At 71.0% G+C, this 14,568-nt stretch carries 8 protein-coding genes and 1 pseudogene; 5 read left to right on the forward strand and 4 right to left on the reverse strand.

Annotated elements, in window-relative coordinates:
- Positions 1-22: 22 nt before the first annotated feature.
- Both CP981_RS36530 and CP981_RS36535 read right to left on the reverse strand, forming a co-directional pair.
- Positions 23-1,171, reverse strand: coding sequence for a Glu/Leu/Phe/Val family dehydrogenase (locus CP981_RS36530; protein WP_085926001.1), 1,149 nt, complete (start codon positions 1,169-1,171; stop codon positions 23-25).
- Entirely contained in the window at positions 1,164-4,148 is a 2,985-nt protein-coding gene (locus tag CP981_RS36535; protein WP_085926000.1) for an FAD-binding and (Fe-S)-binding domain-containing protein, read from the reverse strand. Before CP981_RS36535 ends, CP981_RS36530 begins: the two co-directional genes overlap by 8 nt.
- Positions 4,149-4,303: 155 nt before the next feature.
- On the opposite strand from CP981_RS36535, the gene CP981_RS36540 reads away from it, so the two are divergent.
- Positions 4,304-5,218, forward strand: a complete 915-nt coding sequence (locus CP981_RS36540) for a LysR family transcriptional regulator (RefSeq protein ID WP_085925999.1) — start codon at positions 4,304-4,306, stop codon at positions 5,216-5,218.
- Between the two features lie 79 nt (positions 5,219-5,297).
- Here CP981_RS36540 and CP981_RS36545 read toward each other — a convergent pair whose 3' ends face one another.
- Both CP981_RS36545 and CP981_RS36550 read right to left on the reverse strand, forming a co-directional pair.
- On the reverse strand, positions 5,298-6,695 hold the full coding sequence (locus tag CP981_RS36545; RefSeq protein ID WP_190837094.1) for an amino acid permease: 1,398 nt from the start codon (positions 6,693-6,695) through the stop codon (positions 5,298-5,300).
- A 354-nt stretch (positions 6,696-7,049) separates the two neighbouring features.
- Positions 7,050-7,997 (reverse strand): LysR family transcriptional regulator, encoded by a 948-nt coding sequence (locus tag CP981_RS36550; protein WP_085925997.1) that lies wholly within the window; start codon positions 7,995-7,997, stop codon positions 7,050-7,052.
- A 182-nt stretch (positions 7,998-8,179) separates the two neighbouring features.
- Between CP981_RS36550 and CP981_RS36555 the strand changes: the two genes are divergently transcribed.
- The 4 genes and pseudogenes from CP981_RS36555 (at position 8,180) to CP981_RS36570 (ending at position 14,530) form a co-directional block, all read left to right on the forward strand.
- A complete protein-coding gene (locus CP981_RS36555) occupies positions 8,180-9,349 on the forward strand; it encodes an NAD(P)/FAD-dependent oxidoreductase (RefSeq protein WP_085925996.1) in 1,170 nt (389 codons plus the stop codon).
- Between the two features lie 29 nt (positions 9,350-9,378).
- Positions 9,379-10,770, forward strand: coding sequence for a 2-oxoadipate dioxygenase/decarboxylase (gene hglS, locus CP981_RS36560; protein ID WP_085925995.1), 1,392 nt, complete (start codon positions 9,379-9,381; stop codon positions 10,768-10,770).
- A 42-nt stretch (positions 10,771-10,812) separates the two neighbouring features.
- Positions 10,813-12,342 (forward strand): L-piperidine-6-carboxylate dehydrogenase, encoded by a 1,530-nt coding sequence (gene amaB, locus CP981_RS36565; protein WP_085928674.1) that lies wholly within the window; start codon positions 10,813-10,815, stop codon positions 12,340-12,342.
- Between the two features lie 377 nt (positions 12,343-12,719).
- Positions 12,720-14,530 (forward strand): annotated as a pseudogene (locus CP981_RS36570) (M28 family peptidase).
- Positions 14,531-14,568: the final 38 nt, after the last annotated feature.

The raw sequence follows: 14,568 nt of genomic DNA on the forward strand, positions 1-14,568 counted from the left end.
GGCGCCCGCGGTGCCGCGGCGCTCAGTCGCGCGGGAGACGGCCCTTGCTCTGCATGGCGGCGCGGACCCGGTCCTCGGCGAGGCGGCGGCCGGCGGCATGCGGGGTGACGTCCTGCTGCCGGGCCTCGTCCAGGACCGTCACCGTGTTGGCCCGCAGCCTCGCCGAGACCGACTCGAAGATGCTCGCCGTGCCGGGCCGGAACCCGGAGTAGCGGGCATCCATCGCGAAGGCGGCCGCGACCACACCGCCGGCGTTGGCCACGAAGTCGGGCAGCACGGTGACACCGCGCTCGGCGAGAATGCTCCGGGCCTCGGCCGAGGTCGGCAGGTTCGCGCCCTCCACGATGAGCTTCGCCTTGATCTCGTGCGCGGTGCCGCGGTTGATCACGTCCTGGAGTGCGGCGGGCACCAAGATGTCGCAGTCCACGGTGAGTTCGGCGCCGGAGGGGAGCGCGGTACCGGCCGGATGACGGGTGACGAAGTGGTCGCCGTGCTCGTCGCGCGCCGCCAGCAGCGCCCCCACGTCGAGACCGCTGGGGTCGTACCGCACCCCGTGGGCCGTGGACACCGCCACGATCGTGGCCCCCAGCTCCGCGAACCGCGTGGCGGCCGCGCTGCCGACCGCACCGAAGCCCTGAAGGGCGACCCGGGAGCCGGCCAGCGGCAGCCCCTGGTGCTGCGCCGCGGCGTCGGCCGCCTCCGCCACCCCGTAGCCGGTGACGCCGAGCTTGTCGTAGGCCACCCCGCCGAGATGCTCGGGAGTGCCGACGGCGGCACCGCGGTCGCCCAGCTCGTCCTGGATGATGGCGGCATCGCTCTCGGTCAGGCCCATGTCGAGCCCCATCACATACTCGCGGGGCACCTCGTTGGACAGCGCACGGGCGAAGGCCCGCAGCACCGCCTCCTTGTCGCGGGACGCCGGGTCGGCGACGATGCCGGCCTTGGCGCCGCCGTAGAAGAGGTCGACAGCCGCCCACTTCCACGTCATGACACGGGCCAGCCGGGAGACCTCCTCCACGGTCACGCCGGGGCTCATCCGCGTGCCGCCCTTGCCGATACCGCGGGCGGTGTTGTCGATCACCAGGACGCCCTTCATGCCGGTGCGCCGGTGCGAGACGACGACGATTTTCTCCGGGCCCCACTCGTCGACGAGAGAGAGTGCATCAGTCACGGGAGTGTTCCTTGTCGGTAGGAAGCGAAGGGAGGCCGGCACGGGCCGAGGTGCCGGCCGGGCGCAGGGCCTGGGCGATCAGTTGCGCGAGGTGGGTGCCGCGGCGCGAGGTCTGCTGAGCGATCTGGGTGCGGCAGCTGAAGCCGTCGGCCAGGATCCGGGTGTCCGACGGGGCCGAGCGCACCGCGGGGAGCAGCACCTGTTCGCCCGCGGCGACGGAGACGTCGTAGTGGCCGCGTTCGAAGCCGAAGTTGCCGGCGAGGCCGCAGCAGCCGGAGTCGAGTGCGGTGTTGTCGATGCCCAGACGGTTCAGCAGCGCGCTGTCGGCGCTGAAGCCGGAGGTGGCGTGCTGGTGGCAGTGGGTCTGGCTGATCGAGCGGGCCTCGATCCGCGGGGGCTGCCAGTCGGGGGCGTGGTGGACGAGGAGTTCGGCGAGGGTGAGCGTGGCGCGGGAGAGGGCGCGGGCGTCCTCGTCGCCGTCGAGGAGTTCGGGCAGATCGGTCTTGAGGGCTGCCGTGCAGCTCGGCTCCAGTCCGACGACGGGGAGGCCGGCGGCGACGGCGGGGGCCAGTGCGGCGGTGGTGCGCCGGGCGATACGGCGGGCCGTGCCGAGCTGTCCGGTGGTGATCCAGGTGAGTCCGCAGCACTGTGTGCCGTCCGGGACCCGCACCCGGAACCCGGCGTCTTCCAGCACGGCCACCCCGGCCTGGAGGACCTCGGGGCTGAAGTGGTTGTTGAAGGAGTCGACCCACAGCACGACCGGGCCGCGCCGGCCGTCGCCCCGGGGCGTACGGCCGCGGAACCAGGTCAGGAAGGTCTGCCCGGCGAAGCGGGGGAGTTCCCGCTGGGCGGCGATCCCGCCGAGCCGTTTGAGGGCCGGGGCCAGCCGGGAGGAGGTGAGTGCGTTGACCAGCCCGGGGACCCGGGCGGCCAGCCGCGACAGCAGCGGCAGCCAGCCCATCGTGTAGTGCGAGGCGGGCCGGAGCCGGCCCTTGTAGTGGTGGTGCAGGAACTCCGACTTGTAGGTGGCCATGTCCACTCCGACGGGGCAGTCGGCGCTGCACCCCTTGCAGGACAGACACAGATCGAGGGCGTCGCGGACCTCGGTGGAACGCCAGCCGTCGGTGATCACTTCGCCCTGTGTCATCTCGTAGAGCAGGCGGGCGCGGCCGCGGGTGGAGTCCTTCTCGTCCCGGGTGACCCGGTAGCTGGGGCACATGACATCGCCGCGGTGGTCGGCGGAGCGGCATTTGCCGACGCCGACACAGCGGCGGGCGGCCTTGGCGAAGTCCCCGTCGTCGGCGTGGAAGGGGAAGACGGTGGCCAGCGGCAGCGGAGTGCGGTGCGGGCTGACGCGCAGATTCCCGTCGACCGGCAGCGGCTGGACGATCATGCCGGGGTTGAGGCCGTTGTCGGGGTCCCAGATGCTCTTGAACTCCTCGAACAGCGCGATGACGTCGGGGCCGTACATCAGCGGCAGCAGCTCGGAGCGGGCCTGCCCGTCGCCGTGCTCACCGGACAGCGAACCACCGTGGGCGGCGACCAGCCGGGCGGCCTCGGTGACGAAGGCACGGAAGACGGCGGTGCCCTGCTCGGTGTCGAAGTCGAAGTTGATCCGGACGTGCAGACAGCCTTCGCCGAAGTGCCCGTAGACGGCGCCCTGGAGTCGGTGGTGATCCAGCAGCTCGGTGAACTTGCGCAGATACGAGCCGAGTTGGCCGGGCGGGACGGCCGCGTCCTCCCAACCGGGCCAGGCTTCCGAGCCTCCCTCAGCCCTGGAGGGCTGGGAGGTGCCCCCAGGTAGCCGAGTCGCCAGCCCCGCACCGTCCTCCCGGATCCGCCACAGGGTGCGGGCGCGCCCGGGATCGGTGATGATCTCGCTGCCCGTGGATCCGGCGGCTCGGCGCGCGGTCTCGGCCAGCGCCTCGGCCTGCCGGGGCAACGCGTCCGCGGTGCCGCCGAGTTCGGCGAACAGCCAGGCCCGTGCGGCCGGCAGGGTGTCGATGGCGGCCCGGGTCGCGGGCCGGGTGACGATGTCGGTCAGCGCGTGGTCGAGCCCTTCCAGCGCCAGCGGTTGATGTGTCAGCAGTGCGGGGACCGCGTCGGCCGCGGCACAGGCGTCCGAGAACCCGAGGACGACCAGGGCCCGCGCGGGGGGCGGGGAGAGGAGACGGACGGTCGCCGAGAGGATGACGGCCAGTGTGCCCTCGCTGCCGACCAGCGCGCGGGCCAGGTTGAAGCGCCGCTCGGGCAGCAGCTGTTCCAGTGCGTAGCCCGACACCTGCCGTGGGAACTGCCCCAGTCCGGTGCGCAGCGTCGCCAGATTGCGCTGGGCGAGACGGTGCAGGGACGCGATCAGCTCGCTGCGGTCGTCGCCCGCGGCGATGGCCTCGTCGATCTCCTCCGCGGTCATCTCGCCGAGCCGGACCACCGTGCCGCGGTAGGTGATCACTTCGAGTTCCACGATGTTGTCCGCGGTGCGGCCCCAGGCCAGGGAGTGTGATCCGCACGCATTGTTGCCGATCATGCCGCCGAGCGTGCAGCGGCTGTGGGTGGACGGGTCGGCGCCGAACAGCAGGCCGTGCGGGGCGGCGGCCCGCTGGAGATCGTCCAGCACGATGCCGGGCTCGACGGTCGCGGTCCGGGCCTCGGGGTCCAGCGCGAGCAACCGGTGGAAGTACCGCGAGAAGTCGAGCACCACGCCCGGCCCGACGGCCTGCCCGGAGGTGCTGGTGCCCGCTCCGCGTGCGGTGACCGGTACGCCCAGCCGGCGGCAGACGGCAAGCGTGTTCCGGATGTGCCGCCGCTCGCCGGGGAAGACGACGGCCAGCGGGATCTGCCGGTAGTTCGAGGCATCGGACGCATACTGTGCCCGGCGGCCGGCGTCGCCGGCGACCTCGCCGCAGTCCCCCGCGCCGAGGGCCTCGGCCACGGCTGCCGCGTCGAGGCTGCCGGGGCCCTGCGCTGTTGTGGTCACCGTGTTTGCTCCTTTGTGCTCACCGGTCACGTTCGGCCTGGTGGGACCACGATGTGGGCCGGAGAGGGCCGGGACAAGGCCCAGCAGGGCGAAACTCTTGACGCTTGAGGGCAATGAATGCTTATGCTCGGCCCCCGCGTCCCCGGGAGCCCGCCTTGCTGAAGCCACTGCATCTGCTCACGCTGAAGGCCGTCGTCCGCAGCGAGTCGTTCGCACTCGCGGCCCGCGACCTCGGCTACACCGCCTCCGCCATCTCCCAGCAGATCTCCGCCCTGGAGAAGGAGACCGGGCTGGTGCTGTTCGAGCGGGAGGCGCACGGTATCCGCCCCACCGCCGCCGCCCACCGGCTGGTCGATCTCAGCAGCCATGTGCTGGCCGCCATGGACGATCTGGACCACCAGGTGCAGGAACTCGCCACCGGCGCCACCGGCCGGCTGCGGCTGGGCAGCTTTCCCACGGCCGATGTCCGGCTGGTGCCCTCGGCGCTGTCCGCCCTCGTCGAGACCCATCCGCGCGCCCGGATCCAGCTGGAGGAGGCCGAACCCGATGAGCTCCTCACCGCGCTCAGCCAGGGTGATCTGGACGTCGCGCTGGTCTACGAGTACGGACTCAGCCCCCGCCAGTGGCCCGCCGGCCTGACCCGCCATCATCTGCTGCGGGAGGACCTCATCCTGCTCAGGGCCCGGGGCAGCGGCCTGAGCGCGCAGCTGCCCCAGCTGTCCCGGGCCCGCTGGATCACCAGCCGGGAGGACACCGCCGGGGCCCGGTCCTTCGTCCGGCTGTGCGCGGCGGCGGGCTTCGAGGCCGCCGTCGCCTTCCGCAGCAACAACTACGCCGTGGTGCGGGAGCTGGTCTCGGCCGGCCTCGGCGTGGCGGTGGTCCCGGCACTCGGGCATCTGCCCAATGACGAGGTCGAGGCCACCCGGCTCACCCAGCGCTCCGCGCACCGTCAGGTGATGGCGCTGCACCGCAGCGAGAACAGCAATCCGCTGCTCCCCGCCGTGCTCAGCTGTCTGCGCCGCGCGGTGCCGTCCGGTGAGCCGTATCTGCATCAGGCGGAGGACGCATGACGGTCCGGGTGGAGGCGGGCTCCGTCCCTCCCGGGGAGGAGGGAGGGACGGAGCGCCGGCAGGGGCGGCCGACCGCCCGTCACGGGACGGGCGTGGGCTCGGCCTCGTCGGATTCGGACAGCTCGTCCAGGGTGTCGAGATCCACCGAGCCGCCCGGCATGACCTGGCGGGTGTGCCGGTAGCCGTAGGCGGCGTAGATGACCAGGCCGACGACCAGCCAGCAGCCGAGCCGCACCCAGGTCTCCCACTGGAGGAACGACATCAGCCAGACGGAGAAGATGATGCCGAGGACGGGCACCACCGGCATGCCCGGACAGCGGAAACCCCGCTTGAGGTGCGGCTTCTTGTAGCGCAGCAGCAACACGGAGGCGGACACCACCACGAACGCCAGCAGCACACCGATATTGGTGAGTTCGGCGACGGCGTTGATGGGCAGCACCCCCGCCAGCACGGCGGACACCCCACCGATCAGCCAGGTGGCGCGGTGCGGAACCTTGCGCTTGGGGTGGATGGCACCGAACCAGGCGGGCATCAGGCCGTCGCGGCTGAGGGCGTACCACAGCCGGGAGGCGCCCATCATGAACGAGAAGGTCACGGTGACGATGCCGATGACCGCGCCGACGGCGATCACATTGGCCAGCCCGTTCAGCCCGACGCTCTGGAACGCGCTGGAGATACCGCTCTTGGGATTGATCTCGCTGTAGTGCTGCATACCGGTGAGCACGACGCAGACCAGCACATACAGCACCATGGAGACCGCCAGCGACAGCATCATCGCCTTCGGCAGCTTGCGCCGGGCCTCCAGCGACTCCTCCGCGGCCGTACTCAGCGCGTCATAACCGAAGACCGCGAAGAAGACCGTCGCCGCCCCGGTGAACGCCCCGCCGAGACCGAACGGCGCGAACGGCTGGAGATTGCCGCTGTCGACCTTGGTGAAGCCCACCACGATCACCAGCAGTACGATCGCGATCTTGACGATGGTCAGCACCGTCTCCACCCGGGCCGAGGTGCGGGTGCCCCGCGTCAGCAGCCAGGCCACACCGAGGCAGATGGCCACCGCGAGCAGGTCGATCCGGTGCCCGGATCCGGTGCCGGGAGCACCCAGGGCCCAGGCCGGCAGATGGATACCGACGGCCTCCAGCAGAAAGCCCAGATAGCCCGACATCCCGATCGCCACGACGGCGACGATCGCGGTGTACTCCAGGAGCAGATCCCAGCCGACGATCCAGCCCACGATCTCCCCGAGCACCGCGGCGCAGTAGGTGTAGGACGATCCGGCCTTCGGCACCATGCCGGCGAACTCGGCGTAGGCGAACGCCGCGCAGAGCGAGGCGGCTCCGGCCACCAGGAACGAAATCAGGACGGCCGGACCGGCGACATCCCGTGCGACGGCCGCGGCCAGACTGAAGATGCCGGCCCCGATGATGGCGCCGATGCCGATCATCGTCAGCTGGGTCAGGCCCAGCGTGCGCACCATGCGCGCACCGGTGGGCTGTTCATGGGGGAGTGTTCGCCTGAATACCCCCTTGGGGCCTCTTCCCAGCAGCGGGGGGAGTGCGGATTTCGGGGTGTGATGAGGGGACATCGATCGCTCCCTGTCAGGCACCGGCAGCACGACGGGCCACCGTTGTGGCGTGGGTCACCACTGGCCTGAAACCATCACTCACGATGTCCGCCGGCAAAAGGCACCACAGGGCGACAACTTGCGGTGCTGAGCGCAAGGAGAACTGGCGCAGCTGCGTCACAGAGTGAGGGCATCGGGCTCTCGTGTAGGCGGCATCTTGTTCCCCGGTGCAGCTCAACTCGCCCTGGGATTAAGGGTGTTGCGCGATCAGCGTGGGTCAGCCGTGACACGCGGACGGGCCTGGTCGGAAGGCTCGCTGCGCTCCCCGGACACCGCCCGCAGGACATCGACCAGCGCCGTCACCGTGGGCCGGTGCTCGACGGAGGAACGGAACAGCACCACGATGTGCCGCTCGATCCGCTCCCGCAGCCGCACCACGTCCAGGCGGGACGCCCGCAGGCCGAGCATCAGATCCGTCACCGTGCTCACCCCGATCCCCGCCTCGACCAGTGCCAGTGTGGCCGCGGTATCGGTCACCTCGTGCCGGACCCGCGGTTCGACACCCGCCCGGCGGCAGGCGGTACGCACCGCCCGCCCGTAGTAGCTGTCCGCCGACGGCAGGATCCAGCCCAGCTCCTGGGTCTCCGCCAGGCCGATCACCTCGCGGCCCGCCATCGATCCGGCCGGTACCGCCAGCGCGAACCGCTCGCGGTACAGCCGCCGCACCCGCAGCGCGGGTTCACGCGGAATCGGCACATCCGGGTAGTCCAGACCGAGCGCCAGGTCCACCGCGCCGGAGGCCACGGCGTCATACACCTCGTCCACATCCATGTCGCGGCTCTGCACCGTCAGCGCGGGATGGGCCCGCCGGACCTCCTGGAGCGCCGGCGGCAGCAGCTCGGCGGCCGCCGTGGCGAACAGCCCCACCTGGAGGACGCCGGAGATCTCGTGCCGGGTGCGCTCCAGGGCCTCGACGGCTTCCGCCTCCGTGGACAGGATCCGTTCCGCGTGGCGGGACAGCGTCCGGCCGGCATCGGTCAGCTCCACCCGCCGCCCGACCCGCCGCAGCAGCTCCATGCCCGCGGCCCGCTCCAGCGCGGCGATCTGCTGGGAGACCCCGCCGGGCGTGTATCCAAGGGCCTGGGCCGCCGCGGTGATCGTGCCGCGCCTGGTCAACTCCACCAGGGACCGCAGCTGGGCACTCGTCCAGTCCATATAGAGATCGTAATAGATCAGACGCAGTAACTGTTCGTAGACGTCAACGGTTGGGGTGCTGCACGATGACGGGCAGCTAGCTGATCAGCACTCCTCGCCATGCATTGACAGCCCAGCCGACGTGCCGGACGGACGCCCACCGGCACCGGCCCGGGCCTCTGGAAGGGATCGGCCTCTTGTCCATGTCATCCTCCTCCCGCACCGTCCCGCCCACGGCCGACGTGGTGATCGTCGGCGGCGGTGTGATGGGCACCAGCATCGCGTTCCACCTGGCCGAGGCCGGGATCCACAACATCGTCGTCGTCGAACGCGGTGAGCTGGGCAGCGGCAGCTCGGGCAAGCCGATCGGCGGCGTACGGGCGCAGTTCTCCGACCCGCTCAACATCGCCCTGGGCAGCAGGAGTCTGCGCGCCTGGCAGGACTTCCCGCAGCGGCCCGGCGCCGACATCCGGCTGGACAGCGTCGGCTACCTCTTCCTGCTCACCAGCGAGCAGCAGGCCGCGGACTTCGAGACCGGCGTCCACCTCCAGAACAGCCTCGGCGTCCCCAGCCGCATGATCGGCCCCCGCGAGGCACAGCAGCTGTGCCCCTACCTCAGCACCGACGGACTGGTGGCCGCCGCCTACTCACCGACCGACGGCCATGCCCGGCCCGGACTCGCGGTCCAGGGCTATGCGCGCGCCGCCGCACGGGCGGGGGTGGTCTTCGCCCCGCACACCGCCGTCACCGGCCTCGACACCACCGGCGACCAGGTCACCGCCGTCCACACCGACCACGGCCGGATCTCCTGCTCCACGGTCATCTGTGCCGCGGGCGCCTGGTCCGCACGGATCGGTGCGATGGCGGGCGTCCACCTCCCGGTACGCCCGGTGCGCCGCCAGCTCGCCTTCACGGCGCCACTCGCACCGCCCGCCCCGCGCATCCCGTTCACCATCGACTTCGCCTCCACGGCCTACTTCCACAACAGCGACGACGGACTGCTCTTCGGCCTCGCCGACCCCGAGCAGGCCGACGGCTTCGACACCACCTGGACACCGGACTGGCTCCGGCTCTTCCGCGCCGCCGCACGGCGCCGGGCCCCCGCCCTCGCGGACATGGAGACCCACGACGGCTGGGCCGGACTGTACGAGGTCACCCCGGACCACAACGCGCTGATCGGACGCTCCGGCGCGCTGCCCAACTTCCTGTACGCCACCGGGTTCTCCGGGCATGGCTTCCTCCAGGCCCCCGCGGTCGGCGAGATCATGCGCGATCTCCACCTCGACCGCACACCGTTCGTGGACGTCACCCCGCTCAGCGCCGACCGGTTCACGACCGGTGCCGCAACCCGCCCCGAAGCACACGTGGTGTGAGTTCCCCCGACCGAAAGGCAGACCTGTCGATGTTCAGCCAGTGGCAACTGCGCGCCGCCTTCGCCCGGCGGCTCTCCGACATGTACGGGCGGGAGGTGCCCGCCTATACGACGCTGGTGGACGTCTCGCGCGAGGTGAATGAGGAGGTGCTGCGAGCCCGGGGCGCCGACGCCGAGCGCCTGGGGTCGATCGGCCGGGTGACCGCGGAACGGCACGGCGCCATCCGGGTCGGCACGCCTGAGGAACTCTCCCAGGTCGCCCGGGTCTTCGGCGCCCTGGGCATGCACCCCGTGGGCTTCTACGACTTGCGGGAGGCCGCCGCCAGCGCCGTGCCCGTCGTCTCGACCGCCTTCCGCCCCGTCGACGGCGAGGAACTGGCCCGGAATCCGTTCCGGGTTTTCACCTCCATGCTCACCCCGGCGGATCCCCGGTTCTTCGACCCCGAACTGCGTTCCCGTCTGGAGAATTTCCTCGCCGGCCGCGAGCTGTTCCCCCCGGAGCTGCTGGCTCTGGCCGACCGCGCGGAGGCCGCCGGAGAGCTGTCCGACACGGACGCCGAACGCTTCCTCCACCTCGCCGTCCAGGCCTTCGAACTGTCCCCGGAGCCCGTCGACAAGGCCTGGTACGAAACCCTGGAGAAGGTCTCCGCGGTCGCCGCGGACATCGGCGGCGTGCGCAGCACCCACATCAACCACCTCACCCCCCGCGTCCTCGATATCGATGCGCTCTACCGGCGGATGACCGAGCGCGGTATCGAGATGATCGACGCCATCCAGGGGCCGCCCCGGTGGCGGGGTCCCGATGTCCTGCTGCGGCAGACGTCCTTCCGTGCCCTCGCCGAGTCGCGGGCGATGCGCACCCCGGACGGTGAGGTGATCAGCGGGGCCCTGCGGGTGCGCTTCGGTGAGGTCGAAGCCCGCGGGATCGCCCTGACCCGCCAGGGCCGGGCCCGCTACGACGCGCTGCTCGCCCGCGTGGACGAGCTGGCCGCCCTTGACCCGCAGGCCGACCGGGTCGATGTCGCCCGCGCCCTGTGGACGGCCGAACTTCCCGACACAGAACACGGCCTGGCCGCCCAGGGCCTGGCGCACTTCACGTATCACGTCGTCCCCGGCCGGCCGACGGACGGCAGCCGCCCGCCCGCCGGCCTCGACGCACTGCTGGACCAGGGCTGGGTCCGGGCCGAACCGATCGTCTACGAGGACTTCCTGCCGCGCTCCGCAGCCGGCATCTTCCAGTCCAACCTCAGCGACGAAGGCTCCAGGAACAACGACCGCACCGGCATCGCCTACGACAGCGCCTGGCTCTCCGGCGCCATCGGCCGCGAGGTCCTGGACCCCTTCGACCTCTACGAGGAACAACAGAACCGCTCCCTCGCCCAGGTCACCCGAGAACTCGCCCTGGACGGTCTTCCCGGCTGACCCGGCCGATCCGTCACCCACCCTCCCCACCCAAGGAGCATCATGACCGCCACCGCCCTCCCCACCACCGAGGACCTGCGCACCCGCGCCCGCGCCGCCCTCGCCCGCGTCGGCGTCACCGTCGAGGAAGGCGGCGACTTCCAGGCCCGCAGCCCCATCACCGGTGAAGACCTCTTCGGCCTGCGCGCCGCCACCGCCGCCGACACCGAGGAGGCGCTCGCCGCCTCCCGTGAGGCGTTCCTCGCCTGGCGCACCACCCCGGCGCCCCGCCGCGGCGAACTCGTCCGCCGCCTGGGGGAGTTGCTGCGGGAGCACAAGAGCGACCTGGGCGACCTCATCACCATCGAAGCGGGCAAGATCCGCTCCGAGGCGCTCGGCGAGGTCCAGGAAATGATCGACATCTGTGACTTCGCCGTCGGTCTGTCCCGCCAGCTCTACGGCCGGACGATCGCCTCCGAGCGCCCCGGCCACCGGCTTGCCGAAACCTGGCACCCGCTCGGTGTGGTCGGTGTGATCTCGGCGTTCAACTTCCCTGCTGCCGTCTGGTCGTGGAACACCGCCGTCGCCCTGGCCTGCGGCGACACCGTGATCTGGAAGCCTTCCGAGCTCACGTCACTGATCTCGCTCGCCTGCACCCGGCTGCTGGACCGGGCCGCCGAGGAGGTCGGTGCGCCGCGTGACGTGCACCGCCTGCTGCTGGGTGACCGCACCGTCGGGGAGAAGCTCGTCGACGATCCCCGGGTCGCGCTGGTCAGCGCCACCGGTTCGACCCGTATGGGGCGCGAGGTCGGCCCCCGCGTGGCCGCCCGCTTCGGCCGTAGCCTGCTGGAACTCGGCGGGAACAACGCCGCCGTCGTCGCCCCCTCCGCCGACTTGGACCTCGCCGTTCAGGGCATCGTCTTCGCCGCGGCCGGCACCGCGGGGCAGCGCTGCACCACCCTGCGCCGTCTCATCGTCCACCAGGACATCGCCGACACCCTCATCGCTCGGCTGACCGCCGCCTATCAAAAGCTCCCCATCGGCGACCCCTTCGACGAGACCACCCTTGTCGGACCGCTCATCACCCCGCAGGCCCTGGACACCATGCAGGAGGCCCTCGTCCGCGCACAGGCGGAGGGCGGCAAGATCCTGGCCGGCGGTAACCGGCGTCTCACCGACGCCGCGCCCCGGGCCGGTTACGTCGAGCCGGTCATCGTCCGCGTCGACGCACAGACCGACGTGGTCCGCGAGGAGACCTTCGCCCCCATCCTGTACGTGCAGACCTACGAGACCCTGGAGGAGGCCATCGCGCTGCACAACGATGTCCCGCAGGGCCTCTCGTCCAGCATCTTCACCCGTGACCAGCAGGAGGCCGAGCTCTTCCTGTCGGCGGAGGGCTCCGACTGCGGTATCGCCAACGTCAACATCGGCACCTCCGGAGCCGAGATCGGCGGCGCCTTCGGCGGCGAGAAGGAGACCGGCGGCGGCCGCGAGTCCGGTTCCGACGCCTGGCGCGCCTACATGCGCTCCGCCACCAACACCATCAACTACTCCAGTCGGCTCGCCCTCGCCCAGAACGTCAGCTTCCTTTAGGCCACGACTGCTTGACGGCTCGTCATTCGCGTGAGCGGAACCTGTGCCCCCGCCCTGACTTCGCAGTCGGGGCGGGGGTTCGTCGTGTCGCGGAGGGCTCGGCGCCGGGTCCGACCGCCGCCACACGCACCGGTAAGTGCCCGGATATCGGGCGCCACCTGCCGTTTTTCGACAAACACCGCTCCACGCGGGGACATCCGTTGACGCCATGGGTGCCGCGGTGTGATGGTACGGCGGCTTGGGTCATGGACATGCCTTCTCCTGCCGCGTATGAGCCCCACCTCGTCGCAGCCGGCCGGACGGCAAGGCGCTGCCACGGCCCGGCGCTCCACCAGAACCTCCGTCGGTAGCACTCCCTACCCCCTCAAGGAGTCATGGTGTTTCGAAGATTCGCGGTGGCCGGGGTATCCCTCGCCGCCACCATCGGAGCGGCCGCACTGGCCGTCGCCCCCACGGCCGCGGCGACCCCCCGGACCCACCCGCCCCACTCCGCGATATCCACCGGCCAGACCGTAAGCGGCGCTCCCGCAACAGCGGTCAACGGCCCTTCCGTCCCCGGCACTTCGGCCGCCGATGCCCCGGACGTCGATGTGGCCAAGGTCCAGGCACACCTCACCGAGCTGAACGCCATCGCCACCCGCAACGGCGGCAACCGCAAGTCCAGCGGACAGGGCTACCGGGACTCCGTCGCCTACGTCAAGAACAAGCTCCAGGCGGCCGGCTACACCGTCACCGAACAGCCCTGCACCTCCGGCTGCGCCAGTGGAGCCGGACCCAACCTGATCGCCGAATGGCCGCAGGGCGACGCCACCAAGGTGTATATGTTCGGCTCCCACCTCGACAGCGTCGGCGCCGGTCCGGGCATCAACGACAACGGCTCCGGCTCGGCCGCGCTGCTGGAGACGGCACTCACTCTGGCGGAGCAGCACCCGGCCATGGCCGCCCGGGTCCGCTTCGGCTGGTGACCGACGAAGAACAGGGCCTCAACGGCTCCGACTTCTACGTCGGTTCGCTCTCCTCCGCCGAGCGGTCGAAGATCAAGGCGTACTACAACTTCGACATGATCGCCTCGACCAACGGCGGCTACTTCATCAACCACGTCAACTCCACCGCCGCCCAGCCGATGAAGGCGTACTGGGACTCCCTCAACCTCCAGCCCGAGGAGAACACCGAGGGCGCGGGCCGCTCCGACGACTACTCCTTCGAACAGGCCGGGATCCCGACCTCCGGATACGCCATGGGGGCCAGCGCCAGGAAGACCTCGGCGCAAGCGGCCAAGTGGGGCGGCACCGCCAGCCGTGCCTACGACCCCTGCTACCACCAGTCCTGCGACACCACCGGCAACATCAACGCCACGGGACTGAACCGCAGCGTCGACGGCATCGCCTACACCCTGTGGAAACTCGCCGTCACCAACTCCACCCCGGCGAACGACTTCTCCCTGGCCACCAGCCCGGCCACCGGCAGCGTCGAGCCGGGCGCCTCGGCCACCGGCACCGTCTCCACGGCCACCACCAGCGGATCCGCCCAGACCGTGCAGCTGTCGGCCACCGGCGCTCCGGTCGGGGTGACCGTCTCCTTCAACCCCGCCTCGGTGACCTCCGGCGGCAGCTCAGCCATGACCGTCGCCACGACCCCGGCCACCGCGCCCGGCACCTACCCCCTCACCATCACCGGTACCGGGTCCGTCACCCACACCACGACCTACACCCTGACCGTCCGGGGAACCGGCGGCTGCACCGCCCAACAGCTCCTGACCAACGGCGGATTCGAGAGCGGCACCACTCCCTGGACGGGTGACACCGGGACGATCGGCGCCCACGCCGGCCAGTCCGCCCACGGCGGCAGCAGATTCGCCTGGCTCGGCGGCTACGGCTCCTCCGCCACCGACACCCTCAGCCAGTCGGTGACCGTGCCCGCCGGATGCGCCAAGGCCACCTTGACCTACTGGCTGCACATCGACACCGATGAGTCCGACCGCGTCGCCTACGACACCTTCCAGGTCAAGGTGGGCAGCACCACCCTGACGGCCCTCTCCAACACCGACGCCGCCAGTGGCTACACCCAGCGCACCCTGGACCTGAGCCGCTACGTCGGACAACGCATCACACTCACCTTCACCGCCACCGAAGACGCCAGTCTCCAGACCAGCTTCGTCATCGACGATGTGACGCTCCAGACCGGCTGATCCCGGCTGATCCCGGCCGATCCCGGCTGATCCGACGG

It is taken from the genome of Streptomyces platensis (assembly GCF_008704855.1).
GTDB classification, from domain to species: domain Bacteria; phylum Actinomycetota; class Actinomycetes; order Streptomycetales; family Streptomycetaceae; genus Streptomyces; species Streptomyces platensis.

Excerpts from the sequence above, each read along its gene's own strand:
- CP981_RS36545 (WP_190837094.1), bottom strand. The coding sequence starts at position 6,695 with ATGGTGCGCACGCTGGGCCTGACCCAGCTGACGATGATCGGCATCGGC.
- CP981_RS36550 (WP_085925997.1), bottom strand. The coding sequence starts at position 7,997 with ATGGACTGGACGAGTGCCCAGCTGCGGTCCCTGGTGGAGTTGACCAGG.
- CP981_RS36555 (WP_085925996.1), top strand. The coding sequence starts at position 8,180 with ATGTCATCCTCCTCCCGCACCGTCCCGCCCACGGCCGACGTGGTGATC.
- hglS (WP_085925995.1), top strand. The coding sequence starts at position 9,379 with ATGTTCAGCCAGTGGCAACTGCGCGCCGCCTTCGCCCGGCGGCTCTCC.
- amaB (WP_085928674.1), top strand. The coding sequence starts at position 10,813 with ATGACCGCCACCGCCCTCCCCACCACCGAGGACCTGCGCACCCGCGCC.